The sequence below is a fragment of the Vibrio sp. Evd11 genome, from assembly GCF_900382755.1.
Classification (GTDB): domain Bacteria; phylum Pseudomonadota; class Gammaproteobacteria; order Enterobacterales; family Vibrionaceae; genus Vibrio; species Vibrio lentus.
On record NZ_OSDX01000070.1, the window covers coordinates 1 to 21493 of the forward strand.

At 44.2% G+C, this 21493-nt stretch carries 21 protein-coding genes; 9 read left to right on the forward strand and 12 right to left on the reverse strand.

Going from position 1 to position 21493, the window contains the following annotated elements; translation table 11 throughout:
• Window positions 1-166: 166 nt before the first annotated feature.
• On the reverse strand, window positions 167-1561 hold the full coding sequence (gene uhpT / locus ED652_RS20420; RefSeq protein ID WP_122055994.1) for a hexose-6-phosphate:phosphate antiporter: 1395 nt from the start codon (window positions 1559-1561) through the stop codon (window positions 167-169).
• 368 nt (window positions 1562-1929) lie between these two features.
• Here uhpT and ED652_RS20425 point away from each other — a divergent pair, with 368 nt between their 5' ends.
• Entirely contained in the window at window positions 1930-2700 is a 771-nt protein-coding gene (locus ED652_RS20425) for a hypothetical protein (RefSeq protein WP_122055995.1), read from the forward strand.
• Between the two features lie 171 nt (window positions 2701-2871).
• Here the strand turns inward: ED652_RS20425 and ED652_RS20430 are convergent, their stop codons facing one another.
• The gene (locus tag ED652_RS20430) at window positions 2872-3210 is read right to left on the reverse strand and encodes a DUF1840 domain-containing protein (RefSeq protein WP_122055996.1); all 339 of its coding nucleotides are present in this window, start codon (window positions 3208-3210) and stop codon (window positions 2872-2874) included.
• A gap of 315 nt (window positions 3211-3525) precedes the next feature.
• Here ED652_RS20430 and ED652_RS20435 point away from each other — a divergent pair, with 315 nt between their 5' ends.
• Window positions 3526-4716 carry a GGDEF domain-containing protein gene (locus tag ED652_RS20435; RefSeq protein WP_065105277.1) on the forward strand — a complete coding sequence of 397 codons (1191 nt, stop codon included), beginning with the start codon at window positions 3526-3528 and terminating at the stop codon, window positions 4714-4716.
• 28 nt (window positions 4717-4744) lie between these two features.
• Here ED652_RS20435 and ED652_RS20440 read toward each other — a convergent pair whose 3' ends face one another.
• Window positions 4745-5026, reverse strand: a complete 282-nt coding sequence (locus ED652_RS20440; protein ID WP_029225699.1) for a hypothetical protein — start codon at window positions 5024-5026, stop codon at window positions 4745-4747.
• A 158-nt stretch (window positions 5027-5184) separates the two neighbouring features.
• Here ED652_RS20440 and ED652_RS20445 point away from each other — a divergent pair, with 158 nt between their 5' ends.
• Complete coding sequence (locus ED652_RS20445; protein WP_122055997.1) at window positions 5185-6054, forward strand: pirin family protein; 870 nt, start codon at window positions 5185-5187, stop codon at window positions 6052-6054.
• A 210-nt stretch (window positions 6055-6264) separates the two neighbouring features.
• On the opposite strand, the gene ED652_RS20450 is transcribed toward ED652_RS20445, so the two are convergent.
• Window positions 6265-6546, reverse strand: a complete 282-nt coding sequence (locus ED652_RS20450) for a pyrimidine/purine nucleoside phosphorylase (RefSeq protein WP_122055998.1) — start codon at window positions 6544-6546, stop codon at window positions 6265-6267.
• A gap of 309 nt (window positions 6547-6855) precedes the next feature.
• Here ED652_RS20450 and ED652_RS20455 point away from each other — a divergent pair, with 309 nt between their 5' ends.
• Together ED652_RS20455 and ED652_RS20460 are read left to right on the forward strand one after the other, a co-directional pair.
• Window positions 6856-7320: a DUF2850 domain-containing protein gene (locus ED652_RS20455; RefSeq protein WP_017105155.1), complete on the forward strand. Its 465-nt coding sequence runs from the start codon at window positions 6856-6858 to the stop codon at window positions 7318-7320.
• A gap of 386 nt (window positions 7321-7706) precedes the next feature.
• Window positions 7707-10241 carry a glycosyl hydrolase family 18 protein gene (locus tag ED652_RS20460; protein WP_122055999.1) on the forward strand — a complete coding sequence of 845 codons (2535 nt, stop codon included), beginning with the start codon at window positions 7707-7709 and terminating at the stop codon, window positions 10239-10241.
• Window positions 10242-10554: 313 nt separating this feature from the next.
• Here the strand turns inward: ED652_RS20460 and ED652_RS20465 are convergent, their stop codons facing one another.
• Entirely contained in the window at window positions 10555-11403 is an 849-nt protein-coding gene (locus tag ED652_RS20465; RefSeq protein ID WP_017065066.1) for an alpha/beta hydrolase, read from the reverse strand.
• Window positions 11404-11601: 198 nt separating this feature from the next.
• A complete protein-coding gene (locus ED652_RS20470) occupies window positions 11602-12195 on the reverse strand; it encodes a TetR/AcrR family transcriptional regulator (RefSeq protein ID WP_017082983.1) in 594 nt (197 codons plus the stop codon).
• A 426-nt stretch (window positions 12196-12621) separates the two neighbouring features.
• Here ED652_RS20470 and ED652_RS20480 point away from each other — a divergent pair, with 426 nt between their 5' ends.
• Together ED652_RS20480 and ED652_RS20485 are read left to right on the forward strand one after the other, a co-directional pair.
• The gene (locus ED652_RS20480) at window positions 12622-13578 is read left to right on the forward strand and encodes an AEC family transporter (RefSeq protein WP_122056000.1); all 957 of its coding nucleotides are present in this window, start codon (window positions 12622-12624) and stop codon (window positions 13576-13578) included.
• A gap of 122 nt (window positions 13579-13700) precedes the next feature.
• Window positions 13701-14741, forward strand: coding sequence for an acyltransferase (locus ED652_RS20485; protein WP_122056001.1), 1041 nt, complete (start codon window positions 13701-13703; stop codon window positions 14739-14741).
• A gap of 125 nt (window positions 14742-14866) precedes the next feature.
• Here ED652_RS20485 and ED652_RS20490 read toward each other — a convergent pair whose 3' ends face one another.
• A complete protein-coding gene (locus tag ED652_RS20490) occupies window positions 14867-15745 on the reverse strand; it encodes a 6-carboxytetrahydropterin synthase (RefSeq protein ID WP_122056002.1) in 879 nt (292 codons plus the stop codon).
• A 230-nt stretch (window positions 15746-15975) separates the two neighbouring features.
• Window positions 15976-16800 (reverse strand): AraC family transcriptional regulator, encoded by an 825-nt coding sequence (locus tag ED652_RS20495; protein ID WP_017111348.1) that lies wholly within the window; start codon window positions 16798-16800, stop codon window positions 15976-15978.
• A gap of 110 nt (window positions 16801-16910) precedes the next feature.
• Between ED652_RS20495 and ED652_RS20500 the strand changes: the two genes are divergently transcribed.
• Complete coding sequence (locus ED652_RS20500; protein WP_065111758.1) at window positions 16911-17387, forward strand: YHS domain-containing (seleno)protein; 477 nt, start codon at window positions 16911-16913, stop codon at window positions 17385-17387.
• A 268-nt stretch (window positions 17388-17655) separates the two neighbouring features.
• Window positions 17656-18291, forward strand: coding sequence for an START domain-containing protein (locus ED652_RS20505; protein WP_017111346.1), 636 nt, complete (start codon window positions 17656-17658; stop codon window positions 18289-18291).
• A 43-nt stretch (window positions 18292-18334) separates the two neighbouring features.
• Here ED652_RS20505 and ED652_RS20510 read toward each other — a convergent pair whose 3' ends face one another.
• The 4 genes from ED652_RS20510 to ED652_RS20525 form a co-directional block, all read right to left on the reverse strand.
• On the reverse strand, window positions 18335-18865 hold the full coding sequence (locus ED652_RS20510) for a DNA mismatch repair protein (protein WP_065111756.1): 531 nt from the start codon (window positions 18863-18865) through the stop codon (window positions 18335-18337).
• An 8-nt stretch (window positions 18866-18873) separates the two neighbouring features.
• On the reverse strand, window positions 18874-19260 hold the full coding sequence (locus ED652_RS20515; RefSeq protein WP_004732742.1) for an MAPEG family protein: 387 nt from the start codon (window positions 19258-19260) through the stop codon (window positions 18874-18876).
• 660 nt (window positions 19261-19920) lie between these two features.
• A complete protein-coding gene (locus ED652_RS20520; protein WP_004732741.1) occupies window positions 19921-20388 on the reverse strand; it encodes a YjiG family protein in 468 nt (155 codons plus the stop codon).
• The gene (locus tag ED652_RS20525; protein ID WP_004732740.1) at window positions 20388-21125 is read right to left on the reverse strand and encodes a nucleoside recognition domain-containing protein; all 738 of its coding nucleotides are present in this window, start codon (window positions 21123-21125) and stop codon (window positions 20388-20390) included. Before ED652_RS20525 ends, ED652_RS20520 begins: the two co-directional genes overlap by 1 nt.
• Window positions 21126-21493: the final 368 nt, after the last annotated feature.

Sequence of the window (21493 nt, forward strand, 5' to 3'; positions counted from 1 at the left end):
CCACAACGGTATGCTAAGAACAAAAATGCCGTTCACTCTTAAGTGAACGGCATTAGCCCCGATAGGAGCTATATAAAATTAAGTTTATTGATAGAGATGATACTGAATCGAACTAACGATTGGTATGATCTCACGTGCTTTAAACCAATAAAGCACGTGAGACTCGCTACGCGTTTTGAGCCGCTAGGTGCATCTTCTTCGCGTGACGAATTTTCTTCTCTTCCGCAACCGCAACGAATAGCAGTAACACGATACAAATGGCAGCTGACGTATCGAGTGCTGCGAATGTCCCTTTCCAACCCGTTAAGCCGAAAATTGGCGTTCCGTCCGCAATCATACCTAGGCCAAGTTTGGCAAAGCTGTCACCAATTAGGTAAGCAAATGTGCCTTTCACGCCATCAGCAACACTGATTGCTTTCTTAGGTACAAAACCTACCGCAGCAACACCAATCAATAGTTGAGGACCGAACACTAGGAAGCCAAGTACGAACAGTGACGCTAGGTACATGAACTCGCTCGTTGCATTTTGGTAGAACTCTAGAGAGACAATAATCAATCCAAGCGATACACAAGCAACTAAAGCACGACGTCCGTTCGCAAGGTCTGATAAATAACCCCACATCAATGTGCCAACCAGAGCACCGACTTCAAACAGAGTAAAGCCTGAAATAGCCGTTTCTTTTGATAGGCCTAGCTCTTGATACGCGTAAACGGTAGACCATTGATCGATACCGATACGAACAATGTATAAAAAGATATTCGCGAAGCAGAGTAACCAGATCACTTTGTTTTTTAGAATGTATTCAACAAAGATCTCTTTCTTGGTCATTTGATTTTCTTCAGCGATAGTATCTTCTTCGCTAATTTCTTCATCAAACAACTCTTCAACCGTACCTAAGCCGTATGCTTCTGGAGAGTCGTTACCAAAGCGCATACCAATGAAACCAACCACAATCGCGATGATAGATGGGAAAACAAACATGCCAATTACGTTGCCATCAAATAGGTAGTTTGCGCCAAACAGAGCAACACCAGCTGCACCCGCACCACCCACGTTATGTGACATATTCCAAAGACCTAAATATGAACCACGCTTGTTACGAGGCGTCCATTTAGTGATCGTTGAGTAACTTGAAGGGCCACCCGTACTTTGGAAAAAACCACTCAATGCGTAGAAGGCAACCATCATGAATAAGCTAGCGCTGCCGCCACCCATACTGAAGCTGAAGCCCAACATGGCAATACCAGAAAGGACAAGCATGAATGGCAGGAACTGTTTGGTATTTTTACCATCGGCGTAATAGGAAACGACGGTTTTACCAATACCATAAGTAATTGAGAAACCAAGACCGATAAGACCTAGATCCGTCATTGATAACCCATAAGTAGAAATCATGTCGTTTTGCGCGACATTGAAGTTCTTACGGATCAAATACATGGTTAGATAACCAATGAACACGACTAGGTAAGATTGTAGGAAGGGTTTAAACCACATTTTTCTTCTAGTTTCGACCGGAAGATCCAGTGTCGGTTTTCGAACCTGCTCTAGGAACTTTAACATTGTGAACTCTCTTATTATTTATGAGGTCTGCACGGCATAATTGCGACCATGCATTCTTTGTTAGTTGACCGTGAAATAATAAGGAGTCTAAAAATCGACCGCATGAGAGAGGGTCTTAGAATAACTAGGAAAAATTCCTAGTTCAGAATTGGGAGTCAAGAAAGCGTGAACAGCATCACTTTGTTTACGGTCTGTTATGTATTGAAATTACGATAACAAAAGTCGCTCATTTCAAGGCTGACGAACCTTGTAAATAAACAGAAACAAGTGAAACACTTCGCAACAAACAAAGCATTATTCATAATGGTTGCCTGACATTGCATTGATAAAGTTTGGATCCTTTTGTAAACACATTTTAGGTTCCAACTATGAATTCAATGGTCAAATCATCACTTACGATTGCTATCAGCCTTCCACTACTTGCTGGGTGTGTGACACCTGGTGAAGATGATCCCAATGCGAGCACCAAGCAGGGCGCAGTCGGTGGCGCACTGTTAGGGCTCACGATAGGTGCATTAACAGGTGATGCAGAGCTAGCAATGAAAAGTGCCGTTGTCGGCGGAGTAGCCGGCGGGGTTGCAGGTGCAGGTAACGACATCAGAAGTAATCGAGACAACATTCGTCACGATAGCCGCAACGAAGCTATTGCGCATACCAACGTGAACGCCGCAGCACCAACAGAAACAAAGCAACAAAATTGGGAAGAACTCAATAATTTCATTGGCGAATGGGATGTCACTATCCACAATCACGTTAACACTCTGGATACCATCTCGGACTTGGCGTCGACAGGAAAACTGAACAGTATTAGCCAAGCTGAGGTGAGCGTAGCTAATTCACAAGGAATCAACCTAACGGCTCAGTTCTCTTACGATGAAGCTCAAGGCTACCAAATGGATGTCACCAACCAAGCTACCCAAGTGAATGTCAACTTTGCTGGCGAGCCTCAATCTCAAAATAATCGTTACAATTTTTATCCAACTAACATCCAAGATGTCATCTATGAGGGCGTAAATAGTGCTGATGTTCGTATTGAATTAGGTATGCTCAATAGCCAGCTTTGGATCTTAGAAAGCTACGCTTACCTAGATGGTAGTGAAAAGAAAATACAATCGATTCGATTTAACAAAGCCAGCTAGCTTTTCGTTATTAGCGGTTCGTTATTAATTATTAGCTTCTAAATCGCAGATCAAATAAAACGCCAGTATCGGTTCATCGCCATCAAACTCAATGGTATAACCGATACTGGCTCAACATTCATTCCTATTAAAATAGATTCGATAGGCTTGTTACGTTTTGCGCGAATCGAACTACAGTCGTTTACCGCTGCCGTCTTCCCACATAACTTCGCACTCATCCTTAATAGCGGCTTTCAACAGTTCAACCAACGGAAAAGCTCGGCTGCCGATATTGACAGGTGCTTCAACAATCTCTTCTTCATTGTCGTCATCAGCATTTTCTTGCTCGACTGGTTTGCTCTGCTCTGCAGCGATCGCAGTACGTAAATTATCCAGAGCTTGAGGAACGTCTGGAGCATCAATGGCTCCGGGGATCGCGCCACTATGTCCAAGCATCTTAATGAACTGAAGACCGACTTCACCAAACATAGTGACGCTAGCATGAGCCTTGCAACTAAAAGTAATTAACATAATGAGCCTCTATCAAATTTAGGTATCTACAAACTATGTTGAGTAAATCATTGGAAAGCAAGTACATAATAATCAAATCATCCCTACCAAGCTGATCTTTGAATATCACACTCTAGAGGCGACCTGCACCGTCGGTGACGTACATCACTATTTATAATGATTTGATTATTCTTTCATATGAAAGATTGATTACAGTCACACTAAATAGCTATCTAAGTCTCCGCGTAGCTTATTATTTAATCTACTATTAATACCATTATCAAAATCTTTGGCACAAATCACATGAAAAGGCTCGTCGGCAGACACCTAGAAGAAATGGCGGACATACGATCCACCCGCAAGCAAAAAATTGTTCACTCCTTTTCACTGACTGCCGCGGCGCTATTCATTTTTTACACTTGGGCTTATTTCCAAGGCCAACATTACACGCTGTCGGTTTTCGAACTGTGTTTTGCACTTATCGCTATCTCCAATGCATTTTACGTAAGAAAAGTCATTAACCCTGAGTATTCAGAATTGATCCTGAGCGGTGTTTTGTTGGTTCAAGGGGTCATCCTATTTTTGTACAGTCACGCCATTCCTGACCGAATTCTTTGGCTCTACCCTATTCTAGCGGCGGTGATTTTTATCAATGACTTCAGAATTGGAATCATCTTTAGCACCTCATTTTGTTTGTTTATCAGCACCCTGATTACGGCAATGCCCAATAACTTTTCTTTGCCATTTAACAGCACACATCGGTTTATTCTTAGTCTATTTACCATGAGTTTGGTGTGTCACACATCGGCCTATTACTACACAAAAGCCGTTAGCTATATTCAACGCCTCTACAAAGAAGGCATTGAAGATCTGGCCTACCGAGACCAACTTACAGGCTTGGCCAATCGCTGGAGCTTTGAACGTTGGGCAGTCGAGAAATTGGCAACCGTGGATAGCAAACGCTCTCTCACCGCCTTGGTATTTCTGGATATCGATGATTTCAAAAGTATCAATGACAGCTATGGCCACGATGTGGGCGATAGTGTCTTGCAGCATTTTGCCAATCGCTTGAGTAACAACATTCGAACTAGAGATCGAAAGAATCATGAATACGATTATTCCATCGCGCGCTTTGCTGGGGACGAGTTCGTTCTAATGCTCTATGACATTCCAACTCGAAAAGACCTCGACGGCATTCTCGATAGAATATGTGGGTTGTTTGAGAGTGGTTGTCAGACCAACGAAAGGATAAAAGAACTCACACTCAGTGTTGGGGTTTCTTTGTATCCGCAAGATGCACAAGAATTACATGAGTTAACGAGATGCGCCGATAAAGCGATGTATGTGGCGAAACATTCAGGGAAAAACCGATACGCTTATTATCACGACAACCCAGTATCTACCTTGATAGAAGAATTACCTGCAAACCTTTCCTGTTCAGAATCTGATTCTTCTGAACTTGAAGATTGTCTTGAAGCGAAGGTGGAAGGGAATAATGTTACGCTATTAAAAACGCGTCAACGCTAGCCATTAATATCGCTTACAATTAAGCGTACTAACCAGCCATATACATAAGCCAAAGGCTCACTAACCCGATAACAATGATCCATACAACTTGTCGTGTTCGGTTTGGGTTATTGCCTCTAGGTCTCACTACCGTTTTAAAAGCGGCTTGCTTAGCCGACTGAAGAAACGGGGCTTCAATCTCACGTTTTTTCACGCGACGTTTAACAGCGCTATTCGCAACCTCGGTAAAACGTTGGCTTTGCTCCGTTGTAAAGTCGTTATCAAAGCCCATCCGACCATGCCTTTCGCCATGTTTTTGCTGAACTGCCATAGCGGCCTCCTTGGCGGTCTACTCTATATTCAAGTATAGACATAATTTCATATTCTTACCTGTTCAAGATTTTCGAATAAGACACTCAACGCTATGCCATCTTCTTTTGAAATCAAATTACATAAACTACAGCTATTCCAGTTTATGAGGGTTTCAAAATGACGAATGTAAGAGCAGTAGATCATGTGATTGCAGCACATGCCACTTCCGATGGTGATGGCGTCAAAATCCAAAGACTCGCTGGTTTCAATAACACGCGTTTCTCTCCATTTTTGATGGTCGACGAACTTAAGTCGGATGAAAGCAAGGACTATGTTGGTGGCTTTCCTCCTCACCCTCACCGTGGGATAGAAACGCTCACTTACATGCTTAAAGGTCACTTCCAACACAAGGACCATATGGGGAATGTCGGTGAACTTCGCAGCGGTGGCGCACAATGGATGGCCGCGGGGCGTGGTGTGATTCACAGTGAAATGCCGATGATGGAAGAAGGTGCGTTGCACGGCTTTCAGATTTGGATAAACCAGCCAGCAACACACAAAATGCAGCCCGCGCAGTACCATGATTTCCAAAGTGAAAGCATTACAGAACATCAAGATGTGCAAAGCGGTTTATTACGAGTGATTGCAGGTGGATTTGAGCTGTATAACCAAACTGATGATTCAGAGGCTCTGCGAGCGCAGGGTCCATTACAAACAACAGGTGTGCCATTAAGCGTCGCGGATTGGCGAGCGAATTCAGGGCAAAAAGTGACGTTAGGGACTAATGTTAATCACAATGCCATGACTTACGTGTACCGAGGCAGTATTAAGATCGGCGACAAAGTGATCAACCAAGGTCAGCTTGCCCTACTCACCAAAGCTGAATTGTTGTCTTTAGAAAGCCTAGAAGATTCAGGTGTACTGATTTTTTCTGGTCAGCCGATTAATGAACCTATCGTGCACTATGGTCCGTTTGTCATGAACTCGATGGAAGAGATTGAACAAACGATTCAGGATTACAACAACGGCGTATTTGAGACTTACTGATTTACAGATGTCTGTCTTGAGATTTGAGATTTGAGATTTGAATTGAAGATTGAAGATTGAAGAGATTTTGCAACAAACAACGAATTTTAGTCGTCCATTTGATGACGGTAAAAACAAGTGACACTATCCACTGCCGGTTACTATCACTTATTTAACCACGCTCTTAGAGCGTGGTTTTTTCTTATTAGTCAGAAACTAAAACACAACTTCTTATAAGTACTCACACAAATAAGCCGTTGCTTCTTTTACCTGTAGGTCGAAAGAAGAATCGCCCGCAACGTTAAAAGACTCACCAGATTGGTATGTTGTCCAATCGTCATCGCCAACACGCTTTACAATCAGAGCACCCTTTACAACGGTCATCTTTTCTGGAGCTGCGGTACCGAATGTGTATTCGCCAGCAGCCATCACGCCAACACTCACATCAGCACCAGACTGATTAAACGCTAACGATTTAACGCCACCATCAAAGTATGTATTCTCTTTAATCATTGTACTTCCTTGTTATCTTCAAATTGCAATTATTGAGCTTCAATGAATCAGCCTATGCGTAAATTCACGTGATAATTGTTTTAACCAATTCACGTCATTCCTACAAGAAATAAATACGCATAGCTTAAGTCTTTTCTACAATAGAGATGCATTGACTGAACAAATGTCATCAGAAAAACTTAAAATTAGCCAAAGCAACCCATTTATCTAGAACATTCGATCCTGCTTCTAACTCTCGCAACTATCTTTGCAAACTAAGGTTTTAATTTATAGTATTTAAGGCAGTATGAGTAAGGAAAAGACGAGAACATGGCGAAAAAGAGCACTAAAATAGCAGATCTATTTGCCAACTCGTTACGTTACCTTTTCTTATTGGTTGCCGCTATTATTGCCCTCACTGCAGGGTATTTCGCCTATCAAACCCACCAGCAATCCGTCAGCCCAAGTAATGTGTACGGCACATGGATAGAGATTGGCGCTCCACCTTACAAAACCGACATCCTGACTCTTTCCGACAATGGCGTGATGATGAACCATCGCTTCATCAGTACTTCATTTGATTTTGATGGCAAAGTTGTCACCATCAATACAGGTTCTGGGTCAACGGTTTATACGATAAGTGGTACCTACGATTCCCCTCGTTTAAAACGACTCGTTCCGAGCGTCCCTTCACAACAGTTCATTAAAGAGGGCTATGAAGACACAGCCGCGGGTGATACCCACAGTGTTATGCAGCAACGACGCGCTTCATTAGCGGAACAATTCAAACGATAAACCCCTTAGTTTTTTGAATAAGCACTGTATTTATCACGCAACCTATCTCAGCTTCATACATCCAACTCTGTGACTCCCCTTCAAATGACGATATTTTCTTATGGTTTGTCGCATCTTTTCATAACTTCATGTCGCGTAATTTCACTTATGAGATTTTCATTCTGAAGGATGTTTTATTTTATAAAACATGGACTCAGCCTCTCACTCATTAAGCAACAGAATTGTAACGAAACAATATTTTTTAGTTGTCCATCGAAAACGGATTTATTTTCAGTTATAAAATTAAAACTCTCTCGAATACTGACTGGGAAGCTCCTTCAAAACTGATTGGAGCCGTTTATGGGGCCATTTGGTTCTCGTAACCTTCAAGGAATGAGAGAAATAGTATGATTCGTATTAATACCTGTGCGGCAAGCATTGCTCTAGCGCTATCAGGTACAGCATTAGCTGCACCAACAGCACCTAGCATCGACATGTACGGTTCCAACAACCTACAGTTTTCTAAAATTGAACTCGCGATGGAAACGACTTCTGGCTATAACCAGATGGTTAAATATCACGACAAAGCAAAGGTCGACGTTAAATTTAACCAATGGAGCGGAACGTCAGGAAACACTTACAACATCTACTTTGATGGCGTTAAAGTGGCCACTGGCCCTATAACTGGCAGCCAAACGACAGCTTCATTCGAATACGGCCAAGGCGGCTTATTTCAGATGGAAATCGAAGCTTGTGACGAAACAGGCTGTGCCAAGAGTGCACCCGCTCAGATCACAATCGCAGATACCGATGGCTCACACTTAGCGCCACTTGCGATGAATGTGGATCCGAACAACAAGTCATACAACACAGATCCAAACACGGTAGTAGGTACTTACTTTGTTGAGTGGGGCATCTATGGCCGTGATTACACAGTCGATAACCTACCCGCTGACAACTTGACCCATATCCTTTACGGCTTCATCCCAATTTGTGGTCCTAATGAATCAGTGAAATCAGTAGGCGGTAACAGCTACAACGCACTCATGACAGCGTGTCAGGGCGTTAACGATTACGAAGTAGTAATTCATGACCCTTGGGCCGCTTTCCAAAAAAGTTTCCCGCAAGCAGGGCACGAATACAGCTCCCCTATCAAGGGTAACTACGCGATGATGATGGCGCTTAAGCAGCGTAATCCTGATTTAAAAATCATTCCATCGATTGGTGGTTGGACGCTATCTGACCCGTTCTTTGATTTTACAACCAAAGCCAACCGTGACACCTTCGTTGCATCTGTTAAAAAATTCCTAAACACATGGAAATTCTACGATGGTGTAGATATCGACTGGGAATACCAAGGTGGTGGCGGTGCTGCGCCAGAGCTTGGTGACCCAGAAAATGATGGCCCAGCCTACATTGCACTGATGGCAGAATTACGTGCGATGCTCGATGAGCTAGAAGCAGAAAATGGCCGTACTTACGAGCTAACATCTGCGATCGGTGTTGGCCACGATAAAATTGAAGACGTGAACTACGGCGATGCTATCCAATACATGGATTACATCTTTGCGATGACTTACGACTTCTACGGCGGTTGGAACAACGTATTAGGTCACCAAGCAGCATTACACTGCGGTAACTTCATGCGCCCTGGTCAGTGTGATGGCTCAGGCATTGATGAAAATGGCAAACCATACACAGGCCCAGCTTACACAACGGACAACGGCATCCAATTGCTGCTCGAACAAGGCGTTCCAGCTAACAAGCTTGTCGTAGGTGCAGCAATGTACGGTCGTGGTTGGGAAGGTGTATTACCCTCATCACTTTCGGATCCTAGCGACCCTATGACAGGTGTTGGTAACGGCAAACTGAAAGGTAGCTCTGCGCAAGGCGTCTGGGAAGATGGCGTTATCGACTACAAAGGCATTAAGGCGAACATGCTTGGTGCGAATAACCAAGGTATCAATGGCTTCGAATACGGTTACGACGAAATGGCAGAAGCGCCTTACGTATGGAACCGCACTTCAGGTCAGCTGATCACATTTGATGATGACCGCTCGGTAAAAGCAAAAGGCGCATACGTTCGTAGCCTTGGCCTTGCGGGTCTATTCTCTTGGGAAATTGATGCGGATAACGGCGATATCCTGAACGCGATGCATGAAGGTCTTGCAGGTGGAACTACTGATCCTGTAAACCGTAAACCAACCGCAGCAGCGGGCGCAGACCTATCGGTTGAAGGCCCAGCTTCTGTTTCTCTAGACGGTAGCGCTTCAAAAGACAGCGACGGTACGATTGCGAGCTATGCTTGGTCACAAGTAAGCGGAACAGCCGTAATTCTGGCCAACGCGAATGCGGCTGTTGCAAGCTTCGATGTGGTTGAAGTCGTTCAACAAGAAGTACTCACGTTCAGCCTAACGGTAACTGATAACGAAGGTGCTACTGCAACTGACACCGTTGTTGTAACGGTAACTCCTAAAGACACAGGCCCAGTCAATACAGCACCAGTTGCTGTGGTTACGGCTCCGGCTGAAGTGAATGCGGGTGATGTAGTCGTGGTTGATGCTTCGGCTTCGAGCGATGCTGACCAAGACACACTGACCTTCACGTGGGATGTACCTGCTGGTATTGATGCAACGGTTCAAGGTTCTTCAGTAAGCTTTGTGGCGGCGGAATACACGCAAGACACGGTACTGAACTTCTCTGTGACAGTGAGTGATGGCACAGATACATCAGTCGCGGCTACTTCAGTGAAAGTTCTTAAGAAAACCACAGGCGGCGGTACGTGTACTAACGCTTGGGATTCAAGTGCGGTCTACACTGGCGGCGACCAAGTGACTCAAGGCGGTAAGGTTTGGGAAGCGAAATGGTGGACAACAGGTGAAGATCCAACAACGACAGGCCAATGGGGCGTGTGGAAAGAGATCGGTCCTGCAAGCTGCTAACTAAAAATAGTGCTTAGTTAAATACTGACTAAGCATCAACTAAATCCCTAAAGCAAAGGCCAACCAGAGAATGTCTGGTTGGCCTTTTTATTATTTGTTTTCTTAACTGGCGTTCTACTTGCTTGCGCTCGTTATACCAATCACAGTAAGTAAGTGTTCAAAAATAGCGCAGGAAAAAAGCTTGAGAACAAGGCTGCTCTTTTCAATAAATAGTTTCGATAAGTAGTTATTCTACAATCAAAAAATCTAACGACGTTATCGAGATTTTTAACAAGCTAAGGTGAACAGTTATTTACTACGATTGGTATTAGACTTAGCCAATCAAGTTATCAAAGCTCTCGAATACTTGTGGGCACTTCATCACTCGGCCGTGGCCTTGGCCTTGAGTGGCAATCAAGGTAACGCGACCCATTTCATTAGCGGCACGCTGAGACACATCAAACTTAGTAAACTTGTCTTGCTCATCATGAACAATGATCGTCTGAGACTCACGAAGCGCTAGCTTTCCATAGGGATCAACAGACTGAATTGGGTAGTTAAACTGCTCTTCTACTTCTCCGACTACCGCCTCAAACAACTTCATTGAGTAACCTGAACGCGCCACGCTGCCAAATAGATTTTCTAAATAATCCAACACAGGAGCAATTAGCAACAAAGGTTTGTTTTCCAATTTAACGTGCTTACATTCCAACGCAGAAGCCGTACCCATGCTGTGACCAACTAAACCTGCCACTTCGCCAACCGAATCTAGAATCGCTTCTAAACCGTTCACAAACGCAGGGATATGACCATGCACGCCATCGCTGCCACCATGAGCTGGGTGATCGTAAGCCAAGGCCGTAAAACCTTTCGCGGCGATGTGTTCCATTAAAGGAAAAAACTGACTCGCGGTGCCTGACCAACCGTGGGTAAGCACCCAAACTGGACCGGTACCCAAAGAATACGTTTTTAAGACGCCATCACGACCTTTGATTTCACTCTTGATAAGCCCTTGGGGATCGGCATTTTTCTGCTCGGTACGCATTGGAGTGAGCAGCAGTTTACGTGCCGTTTTCTTGGCGTGGCTCGGCGCTAAGATGTAATGCAGATTGGTTGTAGCCCCAATTAGGCTGCGCTTGAAGCTGAACTTGTTCGATGTATTAAAATAGATTTTGTCACTCATGACCGTTCCTTGTATCGCCATCATCATCTGGCGGATCGAGCTCGGCCCTAAAAATCGAACGACCGTGCTATTTGTTAATATAAAAAATGGCGCTGCTACTTATAGAAGTTTATCGTAGCTTTCCGCCATTTCTCTTAAAATTATTTGTCACTGTTACCTAGCTTAACTTACCTAAGCAATGCTCCGCTTAAAAACGAATTAGGCGACTTTCCAGCTAGCGATTAAGCGTTGTACACCACTCCAAAAGTGGGTGTGGCTCGCTTGTTGGCCTCGTAACGAGTAGAACAAGTTCGCACTCAAATAAAGGCCATATAATTCAAAGGTTGCCTGTTTTGGATCTAAATCGGCCCTGAACTGTTTGCTCTCAACCGCTTTTGCTACCTGAATCGTCAAGTAATCAATCCACACTGAAATGGTTTTCTGCAGTGCCTTCTGAATCACAGACGTTTCGCTGCCTGCATCTTTCCAAGCATCAATAAACATACAGCTGCCTTGGAATGAATGATTCCAACCCAACCAGTTATCGAGCAGTTGTTTAAGCTTGGCTTCAATATCACCGTCGCCCAACTCTCTCGCCGGAATGATGACTCTTTCAGTGAATATGGCGTTGGAATATTCGAGTACAGAGAGTTGCAGGTTCTCTTTAGAGTTGAAGTGCGCAAACAATCCACTCTTAGACATACCACACTGCTTGGCTAATTCGCCAATCGTCAAACTCTCGAGACCATTTTCGCTCGCAAGTGCGAATGCATGGCTCAAAATATACTCTTTGGTTATCTTTCCTTTGCTCATTATTCACCAACAATAAATCTGATGCTTTATTTTTAGCACGTTCGTACTTTTTTTCAAGTTTTTTACTTAACCCTTGGTATTCATTTTGTCTTATCTAGGGCGTGTTGACCTTTAGCGGTAAAATTTTGTTCGAGATAAAAGCGTTTTAATCGCGGCGAGGGGGAAGTAGCCTAGTCATTCTAAGCAAATCCCCCTCAACAAAGAGTAAAACGCTTTTAGCCGAACCCTTCGGGCAGCGTTTGCTGGTTATTTCTACTGCATTATCGGCCTTTCATGTAGGCTAGCTACACATCAAAGCCTCTGCCTTGTAGACATACCCAGCAATTCGCTGCAAAAATCAGCTCGAAAGGTCCACATGCCCTAATAACTGTGGAAAAATGCGACAGTATTCAAAGGAAATTGAAATCGACTAACAAAGGAAAAACAATGAACACACTTTGGGAACAGTTTGCGTTTTCGGCGTCAGTAACAGGCCCTATCTGTTTAATGCTGTTTCTTGGTGTGATGCTTAAGCGAATCGGCTTAATCAATGACAATTTCATTGATGTCGCGTCCAAGGTGGTGTTTCAAGTCACCCTACCCGCGATGCTATTTCTGAGTATTGTTCAATCGAATCACAATTTTTCAGCCAGTAGCGCGTTAGTTGCGTTTGGCGTCATCGCTAACTTTGTCTTTTTCTTGTTTACTATTTTCTCGACCAAATTGGTATTCAAAGGCTCGAAAGATCAAGGTGTGATTGTCCAGGGTGGATTCCGCGCTAATACCGCGATCATTGGCCTCGCCTATGTGGCTAATATCTATGGTAACCAAGGCGTAGCATTGGCTGCTATCTATGTCGCATCCCTGACCGTGCTATATAACATTCAAGCCGTGATTGCACTCACACCAAAAGGCGAAGACACAGGCGCGAAAGCGATTAAAGTGATCGCCAAGTCCATCACCAAAAACCCGTTAATCATCGCTATCTTCTTAGCGGTCGTCTTCTATGCACTTTCAATTCCCATTCCAAAAATGGTGACTGACGCTGGGCAATACTTTGCCAATATGACTTTGCCTTTGGCTCTGCTCTGTACTGGTGGCTCTCTAGATATTAGTTCGCTCAAACAAGAAAAGTTGTCTACGTGGTTCGCCTCTAGCTACAAGTTAATTGCCTCACCGCTACTAATTACATTGGCTGCTTGGTACTTTGGGTTTGAAGGGCTCGATCTGGGACTTATCTTCTTGATGAGCGCAGCACCAACGGCAGCGGCAAGCTATGTTATGGCGCGTGCGATGGGCGGAAACTCAACGTTAGCAGCCAATATAATCGCGCTAACCACTGTCGTTTCACTTATCACTTGCACGCTTGGTATATTTGCATTGACTGCAATGGATTTAATATAGCTGCGACAGGCTTCAAAAAATCAATATAAGCCTTAAATCAAAGGCCTTCAGCTTTGATTTAGGACTAACTGATTCCACATAAAGACTGTTAGATTTTACGAAATTTTTCTTAGAGATCTGATATGTCTTCCGTTCAACATACGCCTTCACAACGCATCGCCAGTATCGAGTTGGGTCGAGTGATTGCTATCTTGGCGATCATTGGCTTACACGGCCAGATGGCACTTACTTATTGGCAAATCGATGAAGTGCCATGGATTGGTTATGTGCTCAACCAAGCCGCTCGTTTTGCGGTCCCTCTGTTCTTCCTGATTTCTGGTTATCTTATTCAGCCTAAGTTGGCTGCATCGCCATGGACAACCTTCATCAACTACTCCAAACCACTGCTTAAGGTTTGGTTGGCATGGAGCATCATTTGCTTAGTGATGCCATTCAATCTCGCGAAGGTAGAAGAGTTTGGCTATCTAGGTGAACGTGAAGGCTATTGGGGTTTCTTAATGAGCACTCCTTTTAACTCATTCTTAGAGGGAGGTCTGGTGCATTTGTGGTTCATTCCAGCCCTTGTTTGCGCAGTGTTGATCATTGCTTTATTGGTTGAGTTGAAGCTCAACAAACTTCTATTACCGATAGCCATAGCGCTCTATGGCTATGGTGTTTTGGCAGGAAGCTACGCAACGCTAACCGGGTTAGAAGCACCCTTCTTCACGCGTAATGGTCCATTCTTTGGCACTTTAATGGTGACCTTAGGTTTCCTTATTCGTCAGAATCAATGGAAGGTGTCATCAACTAAAGCGTTGGGGTTATTAGCGTTAGGCATGTTGATTCACTTTGCTGAGGCGGCATGGCTCACCACGTTCGACGTCGGATTCAACATGAATGATTTCTTGTTTGGCACGGCGCTATGGGGGATGGGCGTGTTCATGTGGCTTTTAGCAAATCCAAACATGGGTAACTACGCTTGGGTTCGTGCCATTTCGAATCGTATGCTGGGTATCTACGTAAGTCATTTACTGATCATTATCATACTGTTCAATGTCTGCGGCATACTGGGCATCACCGAATTAGCCAAAGATAGCATCGTATTCTTCGGTACCTTTATTCTGAGTTTCTTGTTGGTCGTTGGGATCGAGAAAACGCCACTGCGACGCGTGCTACTTCGTTAGTGTTTATATCTAAAACTATCCGCTAAACCAGCTTTAAAGAGCCACAAAAAATAAAGGCAAGATAACGGATTATCTTGCCTTTATTTCATCATGTCAGCAACGAGACTGTGTCATTCGTTGAAGTGTTATCGGAACGCCATTGCGCCCTTACCAACACCTTCATAAGCGACGATTTGTAGTGATTGGCTCTCTGCTAGGCTCGGCTCAACTTGATCCGCAATATAGCCTGCCAGTAATTCTACTGTGGTATCTGTCGGCAAAATCTCTGTTTCACTCTTAGCAATCGCTAGCTCAAATTCACCTTGAGGCGCCGTGTAGCGGAAGCCATAGTGGCTTTCATCATTAACGCTTTGCGCGTGTTCACTCAGATTAAGTGATGAAACTGAAACTTGGTCTTCTTTAGAACCTAAGTAAATGTCTTCCCAACGCTGAGCAAATGCTTGTTCGCGTTGCTCGTCGCGCTGACCATCAACCACGATTTCTACTGGAGAACGATGACCATGGGCGATGCGTTGGCAGTTGCCATCATGCTTTTTCAAACCATGGGTGTAGTGGTAAAACGCGCCATTAATATTCTCATGACGAAGGGTGATTTCTAACCCTGTGACGTTACTTGGTAGGTGATCGCGCAGAATATGATAAACGTGTGCGGTCACGCTCTCGATGGTGATCGCTTCTGCATCAATCAAGCAATATGCTTCGTCAGGGCAATGTAGGTGAAGACTCTTGTCACCACGCAATACATCAACCTTAGAGTAGCCCGCTTTGCTCGCTTGAAGAACAATTGCAGCGCTTTGCATTGGCAGCAGCAAACGGTGATCAACGTGCTCATCGACAAGCTGTTTGATCTGCTTTTTGACCTTGCTAAAATCCAGCACCATGCTCATTTCATTCAGTTCACCAGACATGGTGACATCTAAAATCCAACTATCTCCTACGACCCCTCTGTGTTCACAGATGTATGAAGAATCGATAACGGTAAGGTCTCTTACAAATAGGTTCAAGTTGAACTCCTTAGTGCTTTAATGAGATACGGGAGGCTGAATAATGTTCAGCAGGCACTTCGTCTCATTGATGTCTGATAAAATAGGACGGGCAGAATGTTACAACGAGCTTATAAAGTCCACCTTTTTACACCGTCAGTTGAGAATTGAACAAACTACGCTCAATTTCCGCTAAAACATAGACTAGCCTCATGCTAATAGCCACATTTCAGTTAGGGTTGCCCAGCGATTCACGACACATTTTGCTTTAGCCACAAACGCGGCGACATTCCCGTAACATGCTGAAAAGCTCGAGAGAAGCCAGAATAGCTGTTGTACCCCACTTCATCCGCCACCCAATTGATCGGCTTATTTTGTAGCAGCAACGACTGAGCCACAGATACCCGCCACTTTTGTACATAATCACCTGGGGTTTCACCCACTTCACGCTTGAACGCTTCTATAAACTGAGTTCGAGACATCGCTGCCAATGAAGCCATTTGCTCTATCGAAAAGTGGCGAGCAGGCATTAGATGAATAGCAGTAACGACCGGAGCAAGCCGCGGATGAGCAAGCGCAGAAAATACGCCTTGATCGATTTGCTGTTGTTCAATGAGATGGCGGAAAATCAAAGCCATCAAGGCGTCACTCAACTTGTCCATTAGATATTGTTGCCCCGATGAATCTTGGCTCGACTCTCGAAATAGCACTTCTATCACTGGCATTAAGTTAGGTGCATCCGCAAACGGAATGACTATCACGTCTGGCAGAGCAGACAATAAAGGATTCATCTGCCCTGAACGATATTCGACATTCGCACACACGACCTCAGCACCTTCTCCCACGCCTTCAATCACATGTGGTGTGCTGTTCGGAAGGTAAATAATGCAGGGCTGTGACAGTTGCCTGTACTCCGTGTGCGCACTAGACAAAGTCAATTCACCCGCGCTCAATACATGAAGGTGCCCTTCTTTACCTTGTTGCGGCTTAAATGACGACACTCCGCACAAATTGCCAGAATAGAAAACACCGGTACGTATCGAGAAGTGTTCCATTAGTTGTGAAAGCAGATCCATGCATCCTCCGAACGATTCGCTTACTTTTAAGTTCTTTTGTCCCTCTATAGACCGGACGAGTGGGCTAAATTACTTCAAACAAGATAACCAACACTGACAAGGAACTTGATATGTCACACATGAAATCGACCAGTCAAAAAATCACTCTATTAGCCGCGTTACTAGGAACCAGCTTTTCGTTAATGGCAGCAGACCTTGATATGAGTGTCGACAAAAATGATCTCGCCATTAAAGGTTATGACCCTGTCGCTTACTTTGCCAATCAAGGGCCAGTTAAAGGCACCTCTGAATTCACGGCGACTTATAAGAATGCGATTTATAACTTTGCGAGTAGTGAAAACAGAGATGAATTTCGAGCTAACCCAGCAGCTTATGCACCTCAATATGGCGGTTACTGCGCCTTCGGTGTAGCAATGGGTAAGAAATTTGAAACTGACCCTCTCGCTTGGAAAGTAGAAGATGGGAAGTTGTACTTGAACCTAGACAAATCGGTTCAAAAACGTTGGTTGGAGAACACACAAGAGTTCATCCAAGATGCCAATAGCAACTGGACGACGATCAAAACCGTCGAAGCCTATAAGCTCTAGGTTTTAAGTTTTAAGTTTTAAGTTCTAAGTTCTAAGTTCTAGCATTCAACGTTTATCCATTGCCCACTATCAAAACGGAAGCGACCGAACGCTTCCGTTTTTCTTTATGACCTCCTAACTAGAGATAAACCTAAAGTTATTTGTCTCACCACAATAAACAACGATATGTCGCTCAAGCTTATGAAAAATCAATAAGCCCTCAGTACGAATCAAATCCATTTTTATTCTATACTCCTAAAAGATAAGCTTTTCTTTTCATGGAAGAATAATGATATTACCTAGGATTTTTGCACTCGGGCTTTGCGCCTTATCAACACTGACTTATGCCAACCCGTGGCAGTTCGTCAAAAGTGAAGATGGCATCATCATTGATAAAAGACCTCACACTGAAGGCTTAGTAGAGATACGAGCACAAATGCAAACGCCCACCACTTATTCTGGTTTTTTACTGCTATTGGAAGACAGCGAGAACGTGCCAAACTGGATAGATAACGTATCGGAAAGTCGTGTCTTGATGCAGATATCTGAGGATGAAAATATCGTCTATACCCAATTCAAAGCGCCATGGCCTGCTAGAGATCGCGATATGGTGACCTACTCAAAATACAGCATTGAGGATGGGCAGTTTGTCTTGTCGATTAAAGATGCATCTAACTATTTGGCGAAAGAGTCGGGGTATATTCGAATTTACGATGTGGACGCACTTTGGACGCTGCAACCGCTCACCAATGGCAATACTTACATCACCTACACCGCGTATGCGAACGCAGGTGGGATCTTGCCAAATTGGTTGATGAATAAGTTATCGATTGGCAGTGCACTGAGCACGTTTAAAGGATTGAAAGAACAGCTACCAAAGTACCAAGACCAACAGCACCCTAACCTGCCAAGCGAGTCTCGCTAGCTATACAGATAATTCCAGTCGCTAACCATAAAAGTTAGATAGGCTATGGTCTTCTGGCTAGATCGCGAGCCAAGATAAGTGCTAAACCAAACACCTGAAGAAACAGGGCAATATTCTTGTAGAAAGCCATTTTCTCATCGAGCCTTTGGATTAACTCAACCAAGGTCAGATTATCCAAATAGTAGTCATCGATTCGTGCTCGTTGGGCTTCTTGAGCACTGTTTATCAGCATCATAAGCTTGGGTAAATTAGCCAACGAGATGGCCGGCACTTCATCACTCACCCAACTCCGGAGTTGGCCGCGGAGCGCTTCATCGAGGATGGTGGCAGGTTGAGCGGTTTCTGTTGAGGGTTTATCTAGGTGGATCAGAATGGCTTCACGCTTGCGCTCTAAGGTTTCGATCGTGTTCCAGGCCAGTTGTATTGAGTACACATTGCCGTATTTACGATCGTTGTATTCCGCTTTCTCCGCTTCAATTTTGTCTAACACCAAACTCGACATGACAATCGCCATGACGTTCAGTATGAGACCTGCAAGGACAATCGCCCAAGCAGGAGGAAGGCGCAATGCCATAATGCTCCCTAGAACATTTTATCAAAAGGTAGGTAAGCTAAGTTTAGGACAATCAAAGAGATCATGCAGATAAGCGTTAACACCATCCCCACTTTGCGGCCTTTAAAATTTTTCGCCAAGATCCCTTTTGCATGAATCACTCGCCCCAGAATGAACGCCACACCAATGACATGAATAAGCCAAACACCAGCACCATTCATCTCTAACAACCCCATCAAAATCACTGTGATTGGGATGTAGTCCATTGCGTTACTTTGTGCCGAACGTGCTATCTGTAACGACTCAACACCGCCATCAGCATGAGCAACAAGATTGATTCGCCTCTGTTTAATCACCTCAATCGCCAACCAAATCATTACGACTGTCAGCAGAGCTGCGTAAAGTGCTGTTACCATCATTTTTCCCTATTACTTGGAGTTTGTTGGGCATGTTTTACCTCTAGACTAACGGATGAGGTCAACATAGAAGGATATTCACGCCCAAACACTTGTAAGAGATCTCTCACACCGAACGTAAGAGATCACAATCAAGCTTCGCAGAAAATTCCTAAAACACAAACTCAACCCCTTGTTTTATATGAATCCACGCATATTTCTTTCGGTTAGCGAGTGCATTTATTTTTTCAGGTGGATTGTGAGTAAAGCCTCTGCAGTGTTTAATACACATGTCGACAGGGAGTTGGCAGGAACAGGAAAAAGCCTAACGGATTAGGTATCTTCAGGATGAAGATTTGATGGCTTAGGATGAGTTATCAGCAAGGAAGTTATGCTCTAGGATAGAGTCACTTGTCAGGATGATGAGTTAGCAAAGACACCGCTAGGACGGCGACGAATTGGATAGGTTAAAGGATTTAGCCACGTCAAGGAACGATGCAGGGAGCACCAGTTACCTATTGAAAGATAAGTAACGCGCAGTAGCAGGATGGCTACGAAAAGAATAGACCCCGTTTGGTGAAAGCCAAACGGGGTTTCCTTTTTTGTAACGTCTAAAAGCTGTTAGTAGCTAACCGTTAATTGCAGCTAACCGTTAATTGCAGCTAACCGTTAAAAGTCACGTTACAAAATGATGTTCATCAAGAACATTGCACCAAAGGCATTCAACACTGAAATCGCGATCATCACCGGGATGTAACGGCCTTCAGTACCAATCGGGCCCATGATACGCCCCATGTATTGCACCTGAGAGCCCATCAAGTAGATAGCTGGCGCCAAAATAGCAATATGAGTGCCGTTCAGAATACCTTGGTCAAACAGCGTGATTACCACGCCCACTGCACCGCCCATCGACATCCACGCGCCAATCAATACCGCTGCCGCTTCGCCAGGTAAACCAAACACCGCCATGATAGGTGCAAACACACTGCCCATCAGATCCAGCGCACCCGTGATTTGTAATGCTTTGATGATGACGAATGCCATTAGAACATTCGGTACCGTAGAGGTAGTCGCAATGACCCAGCCTTTCTTAGCACCTTCAACGAAAATATCAGTAACCATTGGTTTCTTTGCTTTAACTTCGCTCATTATGCTACTTCCTCTTCCAGTTTTTGTTCTTTATCTGCTTTTGGTTTGTCTTCTTTGCCTTCAGTAATATTGAGGTAGATACGGAATAGGTTCGCACCGACAAATTTGAAAACAAACATCACCGCAACCGCTAAGCCAATAGACGAAGTCACAGCAAGAGAACCGTCCATCGCCGTCAGCGTGAACAGCACCGCACCTGAAGAGAAGAAATTAACGATTGCCGCACCCGCCGTGAACTGGAACATGGTGAAAACATCGGTTTCACGCTTAGTCAGATGCCCTTCATCTTTGAGCTGACGTGTCATCGCAGCACCCGCATCGGTACTTTGGAGAGAAGCGATCAGTGCCAAGCCTGAGTTGCCCGGAATACCCATCAAAGGACGAAGTAGTGGAGTGAGTAGTTTACGAGCTGCATCCAATGCGCCGTAATGCTCAAGAACGTTGATCATACCTAGCGCAAACATCACGGTCGGAATAAGTGTCAAAGCAAAAATGAAACCGTCGCGAGCACCGCTACCGCCTTTACCTCGCAATGAAGTAGTAGCAGCTTGGATACCATCGGCAGTTTCACTCACATCGTAAGCGACCTTGCCAAATGAACCATTAAGCGTCGTAAAATCTAATACGCCATACCATTCGTTGGACTGCATTAAACCTGAAAAGAACACAACCGCGAAAGCGAGTGCGATGTAACTGCCGATCGTGACTTTACGATCGGTTTTGGTTGGATTAGTCATAAGGACCCCTATACATCTCGTTTATGTGGAACAGAACACGTATAGATAGTGCAAACTAATGAGCAAAAGGTTACTGACCAAAATCAAATAGCGTATCGGTTTGAATAAAAGAACAACAGCAACATATAAAACTGTGATTTGGATTTAAAACTAGAAGCTATTGCTAAAAAGTTTAGAATATTTCACATACAAAACTAATCCAAATTCGCTTCAACAACGCAACCGAAAACACACACAGTCGCCACACAAATCAAGCTTCAGGCAAGAATCCCACACACAAGCCGATCTCTGATAATCTCGTGAGAGATCTCTTATACCAATCCGGAAAATTAACTGATCAGCTCTATCCAATCTCTAGTACACATTTT

Coding starts and splice junctions, on each gene's coding strand:
- uhpT (WP_122055994.1), bottom strand. CDS start 1,561: ATGTTAAAGTTCCTAGAGCAGGTTCGAAAACCGACACTGGATCTTCCG.
- ED652_RS20425 (WP_122055995.1), top strand. CDS start 1,930: ATGAATTCAATGGTCAAATCATCACTTACGATTGCTATCAGCCTTCCA.
- ED652_RS20430 (WP_122055996.1), bottom strand. CDS start 3,210: ATGTTAATTACTTTTAGTTGCAAGGCTCATGCTAGCGTCACTATGTTT.
- ED652_RS20435 (WP_065105277.1), top strand. CDS start 3,526: ATGGCGGACATACGATCCACCCGCAAGCAAAAAATTGTTCACTCCTTT.
- ED652_RS20440 (WP_029225699.1), bottom strand. CDS start 5,026: ATGGCAGTTCAGCAAAAACATGGCGAAAGGCATGGTCGGATGGGCTTT.
- ED652_RS20445 (WP_122055997.1), top strand. CDS start 5,185: ATGACGAATGTAAGAGCAGTAGATCATGTGATTGCAGCACATGCCACT.
- ED652_RS20450 (WP_122055998.1), bottom strand. CDS start 6,546: ATGATTAAAGAGAATACATACTTTGATGGTGGCGTTAAATCGTTAGCG.
- ED652_RS20455 (WP_017105155.1), top strand. CDS start 6,856: ATGGCGAAAAAGAGCACTAAAATAGCAGATCTATTTGCCAACTCGTTA.
- ED652_RS20460 (WP_122055999.1), top strand. CDS start 7,707: ATGATTCGTATTAATACCTGTGCGGCAAGCATTGCTCTAGCGCTATCA.
- ED652_RS20465 (WP_017065066.1), bottom strand. CDS start 11,403: ATGAGTGACAAAATCTATTTTAATACATCGAACAAGTTCAGCTTCAAG.
- ED652_RS20470 (WP_017082983.1), bottom strand. CDS start 12,195: ATGAGCAAAGGAAAGATAACCAAAGAGTATATTTTGAGCCATGCATTC.
- ED652_RS20480 (WP_122056000.1), top strand. CDS start 12,622: ATGAACACACTTTGGGAACAGTTTGCGTTTTCGGCGTCAGTAACAGGC.
- ED652_RS20485 (WP_122056001.1), top strand. CDS start 13,701: ATGTCTTCCGTTCAACATACGCCTTCACAACGCATCGCCAGTATCGAG.
- ED652_RS20495 (WP_017111348.1), bottom strand. CDS start 16,800: ATGGATCTGCTTTCACAACTAATGGAACACTTCTCGATACGTACCGGT.
- ED652_RS20500 (WP_065111758.1), top strand. CDS start 16,911: ATGTCACACATGAAATCGACCAGTCAAAAAATCACTCTATTAGCCGCG.
- ED652_RS20505 (WP_017111346.1), top strand. CDS start 17,656: ATGATATTACCTAGGATTTTTGCACTCGGGCTTTGCGCCTTATCAACA.
- ED652_RS20510 (WP_065111756.1), bottom strand. CDS start 18,865: ATGGCATTGCGCCTTCCTCCTGCTTGGGCGATTGTCCTTGCAGGTCTC.
- ED652_RS20515 (WP_004732742.1), bottom strand. CDS start 19,260: ATGGTAACAGCACTTTACGCAGCTCTGCTGACAGTCGTAATGATTTGG.
- ED652_RS20520 (WP_004732741.1), bottom strand. CDS start 20,388: ATGAGCGAAGTTAAAGCAAAGAAACCAATGGTTACTGATATTTTCGTT.
- ED652_RS20525 (WP_004732740.1), bottom strand. CDS start 21,125: ATGACTAATCCAACCAAAACCGATCGTAAAGTCACGATCGGCAGTTAC.